At 68.8% G+C, this 16,201-nt stretch carries 13 protein-coding genes and 1 pseudogene; 8 read left to right on the top strand and 6 right to left on the bottom strand.

Going from position 1 to position 16,201, the window contains the following annotated elements; translation table 11 throughout:
- The first annotated feature begins 258 nt into the window (after positions 1–258).
- Together NB3_RS13225 and NB3_RS13220 are read left to right on the top strand one after the other, a co-directional pair.
- Positions 259–2,469 (top strand): MMPL family transporter, encoded by a 2,211-nt coding sequence (locus NB3_RS13225; RefSeq protein WP_067801792.1) that lies wholly within the window; start codon positions 259–261, stop codon positions 2,467–2,469.
- A gap of 104 nt (positions 2,470–2,573) precedes the next feature.
- Complete coding sequence (locus NB3_RS13220) at positions 2,574–3,383, top strand: hypothetical protein (protein WP_067801787.1); 810 nt, start codon at positions 2,574–2,576, stop codon at positions 3,381–3,383.
- A gap of 22 nt (positions 3,384–3,405) precedes the next feature.
- Here the strand turns inward: NB3_RS13220 and NB3_RS13215 are convergent, their stop codons facing one another.
- On the bottom strand, positions 3,406–4,170 hold the full coding sequence (locus NB3_RS13215; RefSeq protein WP_067801782.1) for an SDR family oxidoreductase: 765 nt from the start codon (positions 4,168–4,170) through the stop codon (positions 3,406–3,408).
- Positions 4,171–4,337: 167 nt separating this feature from the next.
- Here NB3_RS13215 and NB3_RS13210 point away from each other — a divergent pair, with 167 nt between their 5' ends.
- Together NB3_RS13210 and NB3_RS13205 are read left to right on the top strand one after the other, a co-directional pair.
- Positions 4,338–5,969, top strand: coding sequence for an ABC-F family ATP-binding cassette domain-containing protein (locus tag NB3_RS13210; protein WP_067801780.1), 1,632 nt, complete (start codon positions 4,338–4,340; stop codon positions 5,967–5,969).
- Between the two features lie 81 nt (positions 5,970–6,050).
- Positions 6,051–6,281, top strand: a complete 231-nt coding sequence (locus tag NB3_RS13205; protein ID WP_067801778.1) for a helix-turn-helix domain-containing protein — start codon at positions 6,051–6,053, stop codon at positions 6,279–6,281.
- Between the two features lie 401 nt (positions 6,282–6,682).
- Here the strand turns inward: NB3_RS13205 and NB3_RS13200 are convergent, their stop codons facing one another.
- The 3 genes from NB3_RS13200 to NB3_RS13190 all read right to left on the bottom strand — a co-directional run bounded on the left by NB3_RS13200 (position 6,683) and on the right by NB3_RS13190 (position 8,986).
- Positions 6,683–7,612, bottom strand: coding sequence for an MvdC/MvdD family ATP grasp protein (locus tag NB3_RS13200; protein WP_244891888.1), 930 nt, complete (start codon positions 7,610–7,612; stop codon positions 6,683–6,685).
- Between the two features lie 44 nt (positions 7,613–7,656).
- The gene (locus tag NB3_RS13195; protein WP_067801773.1) at positions 7,657–8,112 is read right to left on the bottom strand and encodes a hypothetical protein; all 456 of its coding nucleotides are present in this window, start codon (positions 8,110–8,112) and stop codon (positions 7,657–7,659) included.
- A gap of 370 nt (positions 8,113–8,482) precedes the next feature.
- Positions 8,483–8,986 (bottom strand): cupin domain-containing protein, encoded by a 504-nt coding sequence (locus tag NB3_RS13190; protein WP_067801770.1) that lies wholly within the window; start codon positions 8,984–8,986, stop codon positions 8,483–8,485.
- A 71-nt stretch (positions 8,987–9,057) separates the two neighbouring features.
- Between NB3_RS13190 and NB3_RS13185 the strand changes: the two genes are divergently transcribed.
- Complete coding sequence (locus NB3_RS13185; RefSeq protein ID WP_174553197.1) at positions 9,058–9,564, top strand: MarR family winged helix-turn-helix transcriptional regulator; 507 nt, start codon at positions 9,058–9,060, stop codon at positions 9,562–9,564.
- A 159-nt stretch (positions 9,565–9,723) separates the two neighbouring features.
- Complete coding sequence (locus NB3_RS13180) at positions 9,724–10,518, top strand: hypothetical protein (RefSeq protein WP_067802243.1); 795 nt, start codon at positions 9,724–9,726, stop codon at positions 10,516–10,518.
- A gap of 12 nt (positions 10,519–10,530) precedes the next feature.
- Here NB3_RS13180 and NB3_RS13175 read toward each other — a convergent pair whose 3' ends face one another.
- Positions 10,531–11,097, bottom strand: coding sequence for a TetR/AcrR family transcriptional regulator (locus NB3_RS13175; protein ID WP_067801764.1), 567 nt, complete (start codon positions 11,095–11,097; stop codon positions 10,531–10,533).
- A gap of 205 nt (positions 11,098–11,302) precedes the next feature.
- Entirely contained in the window at positions 11,303–14,122 is a 2,820-nt protein-coding gene (locus tag NB3_RS13170) for an aconitate hydratase (protein ID WP_067801753.1), read from the bottom strand.
- A gap of 286 nt (positions 14,123–14,408) precedes the next feature.
- On the opposite strand from NB3_RS13170, the gene NB3_RS13165 reads away from it, so the two are divergent.
- On the top strand, positions 14,409–15,002 hold the full coding sequence (locus NB3_RS13165; protein ID WP_067801752.1) for an Rv1476 family membrane protein: 594 nt from the start codon (positions 14,409–14,411) through the stop codon (positions 15,000–15,002).
- Between the two features lie 386 nt (positions 15,003–15,388).
- Positions 15,389–16,201: pseudogene (locus NB3_RS13160) on the top strand (NlpC/P60 family protein); the annotation flags it as partial.

Below are 16,201 nucleotides of genomic sequence, written 5' to 3'. Positions count from 1 at the left end.
TCCCACGCCGGGGAGCGGAGTCGCTCGCAGGCCGGTGACCCGACTCGGCGCACCGACGGAATGTGTTCGGGCTCACCGGAGTTTGTCCCGCGTTGCTAGGATGCCGTGGCGCTGGCGCACGCATCCGGCTCCGGTGCCGAGTGTCAGGTGTCGGCGCACCGGCGCGCCGCGGATGGCGCGCCGGGCAGGTTGCCGACCGGCGACCGCTGGAGCAGAGCGCGAAAGCGGTACGACCGGAACGAGTTAGGGGTAGACGCAGTGTTCGAACTGACCAGGCGGCGCAGCCGGTGGATCCTGGCCGTGTTCGCGGTGCTCGCGCTGGCGATGGGCACACTGAGCGCGACGCTGTTCGACAAAGTGCAGGGCGGTGGGTACATCGACCCCGACAGCGAATCGAGCCGGGCGACCGAGGTGCTGCGCGACACCTTCGGCCAGGCCACCCCGAACTTCGTGCTGCTGGTGCAGACCCGCCGGTCGGTGGACGACGACGCCGCGGCCACCGCGGCGACGAATCTGGTCACCGAGCTGAAGTCGGAATCCGGCGTCGCGGGCGTGACCTCGTACTGGACCGACAAATCGCCCGCGCTGCGCAGCACCGACGGGACCAAGGGCCTGATCGTCGCGAGCATCCTCGGCGAGGAGGCGGAGGTCGACAAGCGGGTCGGCGATCTGGCCGACCGATTCGGCGGCGCCCACGGCCCGCTGGAGGTGCGGGTCGGCGGCTACGCGATGCTGCTGCACGAAACCGTGCAGCAGAGCGAGAAGGACGTCGTGTTGGGCGAGTCCATCGCGTTCCCGATCACGCTGATCGCGCTGCTGCTGGTGTTCGGCGGTCTGGTCGCGGCCAGCCTGCCGCTGGTGGTCGCCATGATCACGGTGATGATCACCATGGGCGCGCTGTGGCTGATCGCGAGCGTCACCGACCTGGCGGCCACCGCGACCAACGTCGCCACCCTGCTCGGCCTCGGCCTGGCGATCGACTACAGCCTGCTCATCATCAGCCGCTACCGTGACGAACTGGTCGCCGGACAGCAGCCCGCCGCCGCGGTGTCCGCGACCATGCGCTCGGCCGGCCGGACCGTCCTGTTCTCCGCCGTCACCGTCGCTGTCGCGCTGTCCGGCCTGCTGTTCTTCCCGCTGTTGGCCGTGCGGTCGATGGGATACGCCGGTCTGGCCGTCGCGGTGATCGCCGCGACGGTGTCGCTGACCGTGCTGCCCGCGATCCTGTTCCTGCTCGGCACCAAGATCGACAACGGTCAGCTGTGGTGGTTCCTGCGCGCGGCCCGTCCCGCGCCGGGCGAGGGCGCTTGGCACCGCTTGGCGCGGTTCGTGATGATGCGGCCGGTGCCGATCGGCTTGGCGGTGACCGTCCTGCTGCTCGTGCTCGGCGCGCCGTTCCTCGGTGTGAAACTCGGCTTCCCCGACGAGCGGTCGTTGCCGGAGTCGATGAACAACCGGCAGGTCACCGAGACCATCCAGCGCGACTTCGCCGCCACCGAACAGAACGGGCTGTTCGTGGTGCTGCCCGAAAGCGCCTACAGCGCGGCCGGATTGGACGCCTACGCCAGGGAACTGTCGGAGATCGATGACGTCCGCCGGGTCGACACCGCCACCGGCAGCTACAGCCACGGCGGCCTGCTCGCCCCGCCCACCGCGGCCGATGACCGCTTCCGCGCCGCGAACGCCGCCTACCTGACGGTCGTCCCCGACAGCACCGATCCCACCGTGCTCGACCGCATCGCCGCCGACGTGCGTGCGGCGCCCGCCGCCTCGCCGGTGCTGGTCGGCGGCGTTGCGGCGGCCAACGCGGACGCGATCGGCTCGGTGGTCTCGGCGCTGCCCTACGCGCTGGCCTTCGTCGTGCTGATCATGGTGGTGGTGCTGTTCCTGCTCACCGGGAGCGTCGTGCTGCCGCTGCTGGCCGTCGTGCTCAGCTTCCTGAGCCTCACCGCGACCTTCGGCGCGCTGGTGTGGATCTTCCAGGACGGGCACCTGTCCGGGCTGCTCGGCTTCACCGTCACCGGCGACCTGCCGCCGACCGTCCCGGTCATGCTGTTCGGCGTCGCGTTCGGTCTCGCCATGGACTACCAGGTGTTCCTGCTGGCCCGCATCCGCGAGGAGTACCGGCGCACCAGGTCGAACGCGCTGGCCGTCACCTCCGGGCTGGAGCGGATCGGCCGGATCGTCACCGCCGCCGCGGTCCTGATCTCACTGGTCTTCCTCGGCTTCCTCGCCTCCGACATCACCTTCATGAAGGCGTTCGGCATCGGGCTTCCGCTCGCCGTGCTGGTGGACGCGACCCTGGTGCGCGGCTTCCTGCTGCCCGCCGCGATGGAGTTGCTCGGTCACTGGAACTGGTACGCGCCCGGACCGCTGCGCAGGCTGCACGAGCGGTTCGGGATCGAAGAGGCTCCTTCCGCCCCGACGGCCGCCGGGCGCGAGGACTGGCTTCAGCCGGTCCGGCTCTGATTCCGGAGCGCCCGAACAGGCCCGATCGGGTAGGGTCGCTCGGGCGGCTTCGGGGAGGCCCACACGGGTGGGACGGCCGCGGGCAGAGTGGGAGGGCGATCGCGATGACCTATCCGTCCGGCTCCGGATTCGGCGGTGGCCCATCGAATCACGGGAAACCGGAGGAGGCTCGGTACGCGCCGGACTGGGGAACGATGTCCCCGCCGAGCGCGTATCCGATCCAGGCGTGGGAGGCGCCGCCGCTGCCGCCCCCGTCGCCCAAGTCCCGCGCCGGGGTGATCGTCGCGCTGGTGTCAGGCGTCGTCGCCGTGCTGGTCGCGGTCGGTATCGGCGTGGCGCTGTCGCCCCGCGAGCAGGGGCACGCGCAAGCCGCGATCACGTCGGCCGAAGCGACCACTCGCGCCGGCGGCGCTACCGGCACGCGACCCGCGAGCCCTTCGTCGCGTGGTGCGCGCCCCTCGCCGGGCAGGCTGAGTTACACCGAATACGCCAAGGACTGGGACTTCCGGTTCGATCGCGTCGAACTGCACGCCGAGTGGGTCGACGGCCGCGATCACGCCGACTGCCATCCCATCGAGGCGGCGGGCAAACTCACCGATCTCGGCTGTGTCTACGCGGCGGAGCTGGTGTATCGCGCCGAGGGCGGCGCCCTCATGCTCACCCAGTTCGTGCTCGGCATGGCCGACGAGGGCCGGGCCGCCGCGGCGAAGGACCGGTTCACCGACGCGGACCTGAGGCTGCGCCCCGGTAGCTATATCAAGGGCTACGCCACCGGCAAGTGGAAGGACGGCGACGAGAAGGAATTCGTGGTGGTGACGCTGGCGACGGCCACCGGAGCGCTCGATGCCGCGACCGTCGAGAAGTACCTGCGCTATCGGCACGCCGACACGCTCGGGGCACTGGCGTTCCGCTAGCGCAGGCGTCCGGCGTGCGCGCTCAGATCCCGCCGGTGGAGAGCAGCCCGCCGTCCACCCGGACCGTCTCGCCGGTGATCCACGCCGCCTCGTCGGAGACCAGGAATCCGATCAGGCGCGCCACGTCCTCCGGGCTGCCGAGCCGCTTCATCGGGTACACGCTCGCGGCGCGCTCCTCGTCGGCCGAGTACAGCGCGTCAGCGAATTTCGTCTTGATCACGCCGGGCGCCACCGCGTTCACCCTGATCTTCGGGCCGAGCTGCCAGGCGAGCTCACCGGTGAGATGGATCAGCGCGGACTTGGACGCGCCGTAGGCGGCGATCACGCCCGTCGAGCGGATGCCTGCGACGCTGGCCACGTTGACCACGGCGCCGCCGTGGTCGCGCATCCACGCCTTGTACGCCTCCTGGATGTAGCCGAGAGCCGCGACCACGTTCACGTCGAAGATCTTGCGCACGGCGTCGAGGTCGGCCTCCATCAGGGAACCGAAGACCGGGTTGATGCCGGTGTTGTTGATCAGCACGTCCAGCGAACCGAACTCCGCGACCGCGCGCTGGACGGCGGCGGCCCGATCCTCGGGGACGCCCGAGTTGCCCGCCAAGGCGACGACCTGCCCCTGGTGGCCCAGCTCGCGCAGCTCCGCGGCGGCTTCCTCCAGCGGATCCTTCTTCCGCGCGGTGATCAGCACGTTCGCGCCGCGGCCGAGCAACTCCGCCGCGACCGCCTTGCCGATGCCACGGCTGGCCCCCGTGACCAGTGCGCTCTTGCCCAATAGATCGGTACTCATGGCATCGCACGGTAACGTAGGCGATCGCGGCGGCCGTTATCGCCGTCACATGCGGGTGCTGATATGCGGGCGCTGTCGCCGTCCCGGGTAAAATCGGTGGTTCTCGTGCGCGTCGGCTCGCACAATCGAGCACGCGTCCAGCACCACGATCCCCCGAGGAGAAGTTTGTGATCACCGCGACCGACCTGGAGGTCCGGGCCGGAGTCCGCACCCTGCTGTCCGCTCCCGGGCCGGCGCTGCGGGTGCAGGCGGGCGACCGGATCGGGTTGGTCGGGCGCAACGGCGCGGGGAAGACCACCACGTTGCGCATCCTGGCCGGCGAGGGCGAGCCGTACGCGGGCAAGATTCTGCGCTCCAGCGACATCGGCTATCTGCCGCAGGACCCGCGCGAGGGCAACCTGGACGTGCTGGCTCGCGACCGGGTGTTGTCCGCGCGTGGCCTGGACACGCTGATCCGGGAGATGGAGAAGCAACAGGCCCTGATGGCCGAGGTCGCCGACGACAAGGAGCGCGAGAAGGCGGTGCGCAAGTACGGCCGCCTCGAGGAACGTTTCTCCGCGCTGGGCGGCTACGTCGCCGAGAGCGAGGCCGCGCGCATCTGCCACAGCCTCGGTCTGCCCGACCGGGTGCTCGGCCAGCCGCTGCGCACCCTCTCCGGTGGTCAGCGGCGCCGAATCGAATTGGCGCGCATCCTGTTCGCCGCTTCCGACGGAAGCGGCGGCCGCTCCGACACCATCTTGCTGCTCGACGAACCGACCAACCACCTCGACGCCGACTCGATCACCTGGCTGCGTGGTTTCCTGCAGAACCACGACGGCGGCCTGATCGTCATCAGTCACGACGTGGATCTGCTCGCCGACGTGGTGAACAAGGTGTGGTTCCTGGACGCGGTGCGTGGCGAGGCCGACGTCTACAACATGGGGTGGAAGAAGTACCTGGACGCGCGCGCCACCGATGAGCAGCGCAGGCGAAGGGAACGCGCGAACGCCGAGAAGAAGGCGAGCGCGCTGCGCGCCCAGGCGGCCAAGCTCGGCGCCAAGGCCACGAAAGCCACTGCGGCACAGAACATGGCCAAGCGCGCCGATCGCCTGCTGGCCGAACTCGATGACGTGCGCGTCGCCGACAAGGTCGCCAGGATCAAGTTCCCCGAGCCCGCGGCCTGCGGTAAGACGCCGCTGATGGCGGAGAACCTGACCAAGGTCTACGGCTCGCTGGAGATCTTCACCGGCGTCGACCTCGCGATCGACCGCGGTAGCCGGGTGGTGGTGCTCGGGCTCAACGGCGCGGGCAAGACGACGCTGCTGCGGCTGCTGGCCGGAGTCGAGCAGCCGACGGCGGGCGGTCTGGTGCCAGGGCACGGTCTGAAGATCGGTTACTTCGCCCAGGAGCACGACACTCTCGACGACAACGCCACCGTGTGGGAGAACATCCGCCACGCCGCGCCGGACGCGGGTGAGCAGGATCTGCGCGGCCTGCTCGGCGCGTTCATGTTCTCCGGTCCGCAGCTCGACCAGCCCGCGGGAACGCTGTCGGGCGGTGAGAAGACCCGGCTCGCGCTGGCCGGACTGGTCTCCTCGGCGGCGAACGTGTTGCTGCTGGACGAGCCGACGAACAATCTCGACCCGGTGTCGCGGGAACAGGTGCTCGACGCCTTGCGCACCTATGCGGGCGCGGTGGTGCTGGTGACGCACGATCCGGGCGCAGCGGAGGCGTTGTCTCCGGAACGCGTGATCCTGCTCCCGGACGGGACGGAAGACCATTGGTCGGCCGAATACCTGGAACTTATTCAGCTCGCGTGAGATTCATCACAGGTACCCGTTGATCACGGCCTGCTGAGTGCTTAGCCTGGAAAGACGCTGCTCGGCGACTCGGAGGAAGCCATGAGCGACAGGCCACAGAGCAAGGCCCCATTGGGTAAGGGCACACGCGTCACCGGGAAGTCACGCGATCGCCTACAAACCCAGCTGAAGAAGCAGTACGAGGCGGGTGCGAGCATCCGGTCACTGGCGCGGTCCACCGGCCGCTCCTACGGCTTCATCCACAACGTGCTGGTGGAGTCGCATGTGCAGCTCCGCAGCCGCGGCGGAGCCAATCGCCGCAAGAGCCAATAGCGCCGTAACGGCGTGACCCGACGCCGGGCGGCTACGCGGCCGCCCGGGCGAGCGCTCGACCGGATCGACGTCGACGCCGTGAACCGGACACCTACCTCGCCGAGCCGCACGGCGGCGTCGATGCCCGGCTTGCCGGGCGCACGTCCACCGGCCGATCGAGCCGCGCCGCAAGGCAATCCGGGCGCCTGGCTCCGCTGGTCGTCGCGCCGAACCGGGTGCTGTCGGGCCGGACGGATCGGCGCGCACTTGCCCGCCGAGGTCGCGATGCTCTCGGCGAACTCGTGGGTCTTCGCAGGCGGTGAAACCCCTCCGCCGACGGAGATTCGGCGGCTGCTGTCCCGGTGCGGCTGGGTGCGCGGACCACCACTGTGCGCCGCGGCGTGGCGTTCCGGCGGCCGGGCTCAGTAGCCCTCGACCGTGCCGTCGCCGTCCACCAGCAGGTTGGCCAAGCTGCGAAAGATCGGCAGCCCGGTCTTGATCTCCAAGTAGGCGAACTGCCCCTGCGGGTTGACCTCGAGGAAGTAGTACTCGCCGTCGCGGCCGAGCCGAATGTCGAGCACGCCGAAGGACAATCCGAGCGCGCCCATCAGCGTGGCCAGTGACTTGCTCACCGAGGCGGGCAGATGATCGTGGACGAAATCGACCGACGTGTCCAGGCGGGAGTCGACCTTGCCGACGCCCGCCTGCGAGTCGATGCGCACGGTCCATTCGACGCCGTCCACCCACACCACGCGCAGATCGCAGGTGGCGTCGACGTAATCCTGGAAGGTGGTCGGCGCCGAACGTATCGCGGCCAGCCTGCCGAAATCGTCCCTGGAGATGATCCTGGTCTCGGCGAACTCCGCCCTGCTGGTGCCGGTGCGCTTGTAAACCACCGGGCCCGGCCGGGATTCGACGAAGCTGCGCGCCTCGTCCGGATCGTTGGTGATCAACGTCTCCGGCACCGCGAACCCGGCGCGCAGCGCCGTCTCCAGCTGGACGATCTTGCGTGCCGCGGTGCGGTCGGCGCCCGGGTCGTTGACCCAGAAGGCGGGGATGGACCACAGCATTCCTTGGATGAATCCGTCGCACTCGGCCTGGCGAAAATCGTTGTCCGAGGCACGGACACCCGCGGGCACCTGCGCGTGGTGCGGGCGCCGCCACCAGACCGACCGCACGTCGTCGAGGCCGATCAGGTGCGACAGGGAACGCGCGGTGCCGAGCCGGTCCAGCCGGAAGCTGCCGGACTCCCGGGGGAAGTCGCGCAGGTCGAGGTGGATCGGGGCGAGCCCGTGGTGTTCTCGCAGCGTCGCCGCCATCGCGGTGGCGTGTAGATCATCGGATTCGGACACGATCAGGACCGAACCGCGTAGGCGTGCGGCCATCCGCCTGCCGCTCAGTCGAGGCTGTCGCAGTTGGTGCCGTCGTCGCTGCCGTTCATCGACTTGGTCTGGCAGTAGGTGAACGTCGCTCCGCCCGCACCCGGGCAGTCGACGAGTTGCAGCCGGTCGGCCCAGGTTTCGGTGAGCTGACGCAACTGCTCGTCGCCGAGCGCCTCCGACGGCGACTCCGGAATGGTCATCGGCCGATCGACCAGGTCGATCCGCAGCCTGCGAGTGAAATCGGCGGTGGCGCCCGCGCGAATGTCCACCAGTACCGGACGCCCGTCCTGCTCGGCGTGCGGCGCGGCGGAATCGACCACGCGCAGCACATCGGACCGACTGAAGGTCCACGTTCCCTCGGCGACGCGCACGCTGATCTGCCGGTCCGATTCCGCGACCAGGAGGCCCTGGAGCGGAGGAACGCGGTCGGCTTTCGGCGTCGTCCCGGGAAGGTGGATTGCGTCGGTCATAGCCGTTTCTCCGATCTGCTCACGATTTGCCACGACCCCCAAGCGTGTGAGCGATCATATCGCGATATGTGGTGTGATCGGCTCGGATCGCGATATTTTGCGGCTCGTGGCAAACGGAATTCCGATCTATACCGGCCAGCTGTCGAAAGTTTTCCGGTAGCCTGGAAATACTTACGGAGCAAGCGCGAAGCTGATCTCCGGCAATGCGTGGACGCTGCTCATAGCCCGGTATTGGCGGCTGTGCATCTGTGCTTTCGTCCTGCTCGGCGCACCCGGCGTGGGGTGGCCGCATGCGCCCGGCCGCCCGATGTCGTGCCCGGCTCGCGCGAAATCGCCTGCGGGCGAGCCGGATCCGAATCGCGCGCCGACTTCAGTTCCGGTTCGCGTTGCGCTCGGCCCACCACGCGGGGGCGTCCACGAAGTGATTGTCGAACTCGTCCTGCGCGGCGGCGAGATCGGTCATCGGGGATTCGCCCGCGGCGATTCGTTCCAGCAGCCGGAAGTACTCGAAGCGCTGTACGCCCGGGGTGAGCGCGATGAGGATTCGCGCCGTGCTGTCGGGTGCGGCGCCGAAGGCGTGCGGCATGAATTTCGGTACCACGATCGAACCGCCCGCGCCGACGGTGACGATGCGGTCGCCCGCGAGCAGTTGCAGTTCGCCTTCCGCGACATAGAACAACTCGTCGGACAGCGTGTGGTAGTGCGGCGCCGCGCCGTCCGCTCCGCGATCCATCGCGACCTCGAGCGTGCTCAGCCCACCGCCCGCCTCCTCGGCGTCGATCAGCAGGCGCATGGTGACCGAGGTGGTGCGCAGCGTCTCCGCGTCCTGTGGCTGACGGATCGCGACGTCCTTACGCGCTGCGGGGATGGTCATCGGAGCCTCCAATTGATTCGGTGATTGATAATTCGCTGCCAAACTATATCCTGACGAATAAGATCCTGTCCATGACCGAGCGGAAAACGGACGCCGTAGACGCGATCGTGGCGCAGTGGAAGCGGGAACGACCCGACCTCGATCTCGAGGCGATGGCCGTGGCCGGACGGCTGGGCAGGCTGTTGCTGGTGGCCCAGCGGGAGATCGAGGCGGTGTTCGGCAAGCACGGCTTGCAGCGCGGCGAGTTCGACGTGCTTGCCGCGCTACGGCGTTCGGGCGCGCCGTTCGAACTGAATCCGTCGGTGCTCGCCGACACGCTGATGTTGTCGAGGGCGGGCATGACCGGACGGCTGGACCGGCTGGAGTCCGCGGGGCTGGTACGGCGCGTCGCGGACGCGCGGGACCGCAGGGCGGTGCGCGTCGGGCTCACCGACGCGGGGCGGGAACTGGTCGACACCGTGGTCACCGAGCACACCGCCAACGAGACGCGGATGCTGTCGGTGCTCACCGCGGGGGAACGGCAGGAACTGGACCGGCTCGCGCGCATCCTGCTCAGCAGCATGGAGCCGGACGCGTAGCCGCGGTAGCTCACGCACCCTTCGGGTCGCCGAATCGCGCTCTACATGCGAGAACTCGTGCCGCGATGAGGTAGCCCGATACTCGTGCCGAGACGGCGTCCCTGCTCTACCTTGAGATTCCGCGCCGAAGGGGTCGGTGCGGTGGGCAAGGAGGCCACGATGATCGACATCATCACTCTCCGCGGCACCGGGGAGCCGCGCAACTCCGACGGAACGCCCGCGGGCATGCTGCACGACGTCGCGAAACTACTCGACACCGGCAAGTTCAGTTGCTTCGAACCGGATTGGCCCGCTTCCGTCGGCCCCGTGCCCGAGGTCTGGGGTTCTTCGCTGGAGACCTCGGTGCGGCTCGGCGTCGCCGCCGGAGTGCGGGCGATCCAGGACTCGCCGAATGTCTGCGGCTTGCTGAGCTATTCGCTCGGCGGCATCTGCGCCAGCCGGATCCTGGAGGGCGTCCGGTCGGGAAAGTACAAGAACACCGACGGCTCGCCGCTGGAGATCGCCTTCGTGGTGAACATCGCCAATCCGTTGCGCCGGGCCGGGCAGTCGGTCGCGAACCTCTGCCCGCCGAACACCTTCGGCCTGCACGGGCAGCGGGGAGCGTGGCCCGCCTCGGTCGACGTCCGCGAGTACGCCAACCCCGGCGACATCATCACCGCGTCGCCTGCGGATTCGCCGTTGCGCATCATCGACGTGGGCATCTCGCCGTTCTCCTTCGTGGAAGGCGCCCGGATCGGCAACGTCGCGCCGCTGATCTTCGCCGAACTGCTCGAGATCCTGCTGCGCGACCCGATCGCGAACCTCGGGCGCTACACGACCGCCGTGCGCGGTGTCGTCGGCTATCTGACGCCGTGGCCCGACGGACAGCACGTGCTCTATTCCGGGCACAACATGCCGGGCACGAACGTCCTGTGGACCACCCACGCCGCGGAGTACCTCAACGCGACGTACTAGCCGGACCAGTCGTCACTGCTTGCGGCGGACGGAGGCTTCGACCAGATCCAGGACGGCGGAGAGGTTCTCGTTGGTGTGACCGGAGGCGATGCGGGCGATCAACCCGTCGAGCACGAGGTCGAGGTAACCGAGCAGCACGTCGGTGGGCACGTCGTCGCGCAGCGCGCCCGCGGCCTTCCGCCGTTCCAGGCGGGCCAGGGTCGCCGCGGTGAGTTCGGCCGAACGCTGGGTCCATCCGGCCCGGAACTCGGGATCGGTGCGCAGCCGCCGCGCGATCTCCAAACGCGTTCCGAGCCAGTTGAACTGCTCGGGGTGGGCGAGCATGTCGCGCATCACCTGCACGATGCCCTGGTTGGCCGCCACGTCGGCCATGCGCTCGGCGTCCTCCTGGGCGAGGGCGAAGAACAGCGCGTCCTTGTCCCGGAAGTGGTGGAAGATGGCGCCCCTGGACAGCCCGATCTCCTCCTCGAGCCGGCGCACGGTGGCGCCGTCGTAGCCGTACTCGGCGAAGCAGCGGCGCGCTCCGTCGAGGATCTGGCTGCGCCTGGCGGCGAGGTGATCGTCACTGACCTTGGGCACGGAATCCTCCAGCGGGGAAACACGGACCCCCGCATCGGCGGTCCACCGATGCGGGGGTTCTCACAGTACGAGCGAGGCGAGCGTGATCCGAGCGACGCGACAACGGATCCGGAGCACTGGCGCTCATGGAGCCGTCGTCGCTTGCGCGATCGCAACTCTTCGCCGGGAGCGAGTCTTACGAACACGCGCCGTCGAAGCGGAGCTATCAGGCCCGGATCATGTTGCGCAGCACGTACTGCAGGATGCCGCCGTTGCGGTAGTAGTCGGCCTCACCGGGGGTGTCGATGCGAACCACCGCGTCGAAGGTGATCTTGTCACCGTTCTCCTTGGTGGCGGTGACCTTCAGGGTCTTCGGGGTGACACCCTCGTTCAGCTGGGTGATGCCCTCGATGTCGAAGGTCTCGGTGCCGTCCAGCTTCAGCGACGCGGCCGACTCGCCGGCCGGGAACTGCAGCGGGATGACGCCCATACCGATGAGGTTGGAGCGGTGGATGCGCTCGAACGACTCGGTGATGACCGCCTTCACGCCCAGCAGGCTGGTGCCCTTGGCGGCCCAGTCGCGCGAAGAGCCCGAACCGTACTCCTTGCCGCCGAGCACGACCAGCGGGATGCCCGCGGCCTGGTAGTTCTGCGAGGCGTCGTAGATGAACGCCTGCGGACCACCGGGCTGGGTGAAGTCGCGGGTGTAACCGCCGGAGACGTCGTCGAGCAGCTGGTTGCGCAGCCGGATGTTGGCGAAGGTGCCGCGGATCATCACCTCGTGGTTGCCGCGACGCGAGCCGTAGGAGTTGTAGTCCTTGCGCTCGACGCCGTTGGCCTCCAGGTACTGCGCGGCCGGGGTGCCCGGCTTGATGTTGCCCGCAGGGGAGATGTGGTCGGTGGTGACCGAGTCGCCCAGCAGCGCGAGCACCCTGGCGCCCTTGATGTCGGTGACCGGCTCCGGCGTCTGCGGCATGCCCTCGAAGTACGGGGGCTTACGCACGTAGGTCGACTCGGCGTCCCACTCGAAGGTCTTGCCCTCCGGCGTGGGCAGGCTGCGCCAGCGCTCGTCGCCCCGGAACACGTCCTTGTAGTCCTCGAGGAACATGTCGCGGCTGATGACCCGGTCGATGGTGTCCTGGATCTCCTGCGGCGAGGGCCAGATGTCCTTCAGGAAGACGTCGTTGCCCTCGGTGTCCTTGCCGAGCGGGTCGTTCTCGAAGTCGAAGTCCATGGTTCCCGCGAGCGCGTACGCGATGACCAGCGGCGGGGAGGCCAGGTAGTTCATCTTCACGTCGGGGGAGATGCGGCCTTCGAAGTTACGGTTGCCCGACAGCACCGCGGTGACGGTGAGGTCGTTGTCGTTGACCGCTTTGGAGATCTCCTCCGGCAGCGGGCCGGTGTTGCCGATGCAGGTGGCGCAACCGAACGCGACCAGGTTGAAGCCCAGCTTGTCCAGGTACGGCCACAGGCCGGCCTTCTCGTAGTAACCGTTGACGACCTGCGAGCCCGGGGCCATGGAGGTCTTGACCCACGGCTTGCGGGTGAGGCCCTTCTCCACCGCGTTGCGCGCCAGCAGGGCGGCGCCCAGCATGACCGACGGGTTGGAGGTGTTGGTGCAGGAGGTGATCGAGGCGACCACGACGGCGCCGTGGTCGAGCACGAAGTCGCCGTACTCCTCGCTGCGCACCCGCACCGGCTTGGACGGACGGCCCTCGGCGCCGTTGGCGGCCGACGCAACCGACTCGGCGCCGTCGTCGGCGAAGGACAGCACGGCCGGGTCGCTGGCCGGGAAGGACTCCTCGACGGCCTCGTCCAGCTTGCTGTGCGGGGTGTCGGCGGCGGGGCCGCTCTCCGCGTCGTTGGTGTAGTTGTGGATGTCCTTGCGGAACGCGATCTTCGACTCCGACAACAGGATTCGGTCCTGCGGGCGCTTCGGGCCCGCGATGGACGGCACCACGGTGCTCAGATCCAGCTCGAGGTACTCGGAGTAGGCGGGCTCGGTGTCGGGGTCGTGCCAGAGGCCCTGCTCCTTGGCGTACGCCTCGACCAGCGCGACCTGCTCGTCGGAGCGGCCGGTCAGGCGCAGGTAGTCGACGGTCACGTCGTCGATCGGGAAGATCGCCGCGGTGGAACCGAATTCGGGGCTCATGTTGCCCAGGGTGGCGCGGTTGGCCAGCGGCACCTCGGCGACGCCCTTGCCGTAGAACTCGACGAACTTGCCGACCACACCGTGCTTGCGCAGCATGTCGGTGACGGTGAGCACCACGTCGGTGGCGGTCACGCCCGGCTGGATCTCACCGGTCAGCTTGAAGCCGACGACGCGCGGGATCAGCATCGAGACGGGCTGGCCGAGCATGGCCGCCTCGGCCTCGATGCCGCCGACGCCCCAGCCGAGGACGCCGAGGCCGTTGACCATGGTGGTGTGCGAGTCGGTGCCGACGCAGGTGTCGGGGTAGGCCTGGCCGTTGCGGACCATGACGACGCGGGCCAGGTGCTCGATGTTGACCTGGTGCACGATGCCGGTGCTCGGCGGGACGACCTTGAAGTCGTCGAACGCGGTCTGGCCCCAGCGCAGGAACTGGTAGCGCTCACCGTTGCGCTGGTATTCGATGTCGACGTTGCGCTCGAAAGCGTCGGCGCGGCCGAAGACGTCGATGATGACGGAGTGGTCGATGACCATCTCGGCGGGCGCGAGCGGGTTCACCTTGTCCGGGTCGCCGCCGAGGGTGGCCACGGCCTCGCGCATGGTGGCGAGGTCGACGATGCACGGCACGCCGGTGAAGTCCTGCATGATGACGCGGGCCGGCGTGAACTGGATCTCGGTGTTCGGCTGCGCCGTCGGATCCCAGTTCGCGATGGCGCGGATGTGATCGGCGGTGATGTTGGCGCCGTCCTCGGTGCGGAGCAGGTTCTCCGCGAGGACCTTCAGTGCGTAGGGGAGTTTCTCGGTGCCGGGCACGGCGGAGAGGCGGAAGATCTCGTAGGAGTTGCTTCCCACCTCGAGGGTGCCCTTGGCGCCGAAAGTATCGATACTTGTCGTCACGTCAGCTCCACTCGTCTGTGAGGGCGGCCACCGGCGGGGCTGTGCCGGCGGCCGAGTCTTCGGAGGTGCTCCTGCGCCGCTCGGGCGCCGGTTCCTCGCGGCTACGACCTTAACAGTACGCTTGTCCTGTGAAACACCAGGGGGCGGTTCGGCGTGCCGTGCGCGCGGGATGCGACACTCCGTCGCGTACTGTGCATTCGAGCCAGCAAGGGGGATCTTGCTCGCCCTGCAGTGTTGGATGCCCGTCGCTTCGGTTGCCGATGCGGCTCGACAGACCGGATGGAAGATGACCGCCCCGCTCAACTCGGTTTTCACCCCTATGGCCGCCGAATTGCCGCCCAATGTCACCGCCGATACCGTGCGCACGCTCAACGCCGATCTGGCCGACGATCACGTGGCAACGCTGACGGGGAAGGACAAGACCGAACTGGCCGCCATCGCCGCGGAGGCGCGATCGCACGGAATCCCGCTGAGCATCGTGGTCGTCCCCGGCAATCCAGGACACGACTCGAGCCTACGGGACCTGGCCACCGAAGTGGGCAAGACGCAGCACGGCACCGTTGTCGTCTTCAGTGACGACTGGGTGGGCACCTACAGCGACACGATCAGCCGCGTGCGGCTGGAGTGGGCCGAGGATGCCGCCAAGGGCACGCAGGGCAAGAGCGGGGAGGCCGCGAGCATCTTCGCCGGTCGCCTGGAGACCCCGGAGTCGATGTCCTGGACCGCGATCACCTGCGTGCTGCTGGCCGGGACGGTGGCGGTCATCGCCGGACTGTACTGGGTCAAGGCGCGGCGGGGGGCGAACGACACGGAGCCGGAGCGGGTGGCGGTCGATCGGGATGCCGCCGAGCAGCGGTCGCCGGAGGCCCGTACTCGCTGAGCGCTGCGGCGCCGAACTTCACCCGGCCTGCCTCGGCTGGGTTGTCTCGCGGCGGTCGCTCATCGCCGGGCGGTTCCGAGCGCGCCCCGGCGGCCTTCGCTGGATGCGAAGGCACCCGATGGGTCACCTAGGGCTCTACCGGGGCGGCAGCATCCATAGCGCTACTTTTCCGGACGGTTGGTCTGCTTCTGCCACGAAAAGATAGTTCAAGGTTTGGCAAATTTCGGGCAATGAAGAAAATGCGCGCGAGAGTGACGTAAGTGGCATACGGTTCGATTCGTCCCTGATGGGGAATATGTGTCTTCAGAGGCCATCTGTCGACCAAAGTGCGAGATGGTTCGTCTGATGCCTTGAGGATTGCCGGTATCCGGTCCCTTGGAGGTGCGATGCGCAACGACGGCGGGCTGATCGCTCGGCGCCGACTATCGGTCGCTGTTGGTTTGCTGATCTCGGTCGCTGTAGTGGTCACAGCTGGGCCGGTAGTCGCTGTGCCGCCTCCTCCGCCGAATCCCAGCGACGGCCAGATCGCGCAGGCGGGCGCGCAGGTCGACGCCGGTGTCGCCGAGGTCGGCACCCTGATCAATCAGGTGGCCGTGGTCGATCAGCAGCTGGGGCAGCTCGACGACGCCGTGGCGCAGCGCCGGGAGGACGTCAACAGAGCGCTGGTGGACCTGCAGACCGCGCGCGACGCCGCCGACGCGGCCGCCGTCGGGGTGGTGGACACCCAGCTGGCCCTGTCCGATGCCGCGGCCAAGGTGGGCCAGGCGCGGCGCAACTTCGACCAGTTCGCCACCCAGGCCTATACCAACCCGGGCTCCGACTCGATGGTCACCTACCTCGCCGCGGCCACCCCCGCGGTCGCACTGGACCGCGCCCAGCTCCTCGCGCTGGTCTCCAAGAACCGCCAGCAGGTGCTGGACGGCCTGCGGCGCGCGCAGATCGACCAAGGCAACCAGAACTCGACCGCGCGGCGGGCGAAAGCGGACGCCGACGCGGCCGCCGCCGTCGCCGCCGCGCGCAAGGCCGATGCCGAGCACGCGGTCGCCGCGGCCAAGGCCGAACTCGACCGGCAGACCGCCCAGCGCGACGACCTGCTGCGCCGGCGCCAGGACGCGCAGGGCCGCTTGGATCAAGCGCGGCAGAACGTGGCGGGCCTGCAGGACCAGCGCGAGGCGTACCTGGCCTGGGACGCCATGCGC

It is taken from the genome of Nocardia beijingensis NBRC 16342 (assembly GCF_001612785.1).
GTDB lineage: Bacteria > Actinomycetota > Actinomycetes > Mycobacteriales > Mycobacteriaceae > Nocardia > Nocardia beijingensis.
The sequence above is the reverse complement of the archived record's forward strand: the minus strand, read 5'-3'. Positions and strand labels throughout refer to the sequence as shown.

What these genes read in the sequence shown, in the direction of transcription:
- NB3_RS13165 (WP_067801752.1), top strand. Translation starts at nt 14,409, where the DNA reads ATGACCGCCCCGCTCAACTCGGTTTTCACCCCTATGGCCGCCGAATTG.
- NB3_RS13220 (WP_067801787.1), top strand. Translation starts at nt 2,574, where the DNA reads ATGACCTATCCGTCCGGCTCCGGATTCGGCGGTGGCCCATCGAATCAC.
- NB3_RS13190 (WP_067801770.1), bottom strand. Translation starts at nt 8,986, where the DNA reads ATGACCATCCCCGCAGCGCGTAAGGACGTCGCGATCCGTCAGCCACAG.
- NB3_RS13180 (WP_067802243.1), top strand. Translation starts at nt 9,724, where the DNA reads ATGATCGACATCATCACTCTCCGCGGCACCGGGGAGCCGCGCAACTCC.
- NB3_RS13195 (WP_067801773.1), bottom strand. Translation starts at nt 8,112, where the DNA reads ATGACCGACGCAATCCACCTTCCCGGGACGACGCCGAAAGCCGACCGC.
- NB3_RS13185 (WP_174553197.1), top strand. Translation starts at nt 9,058, where the DNA reads ATGACCGAGCGGAAAACGGACGCCGTAGACGCGATCGTGGCGCAGTGG.
- NB3_RS13215 (WP_067801782.1), bottom strand. Translation starts at nt 4,170, where the DNA reads ATGAGTACCGATCTATTGGGCAAGAGCGCACTGGTCACGGGGGCCAGC.
- NB3_RS13205 (WP_067801778.1), top strand. Translation starts at nt 6,051, where the DNA reads ATGAGCGACAGGCCACAGAGCAAGGCCCCATTGGGTAAGGGCACACGC.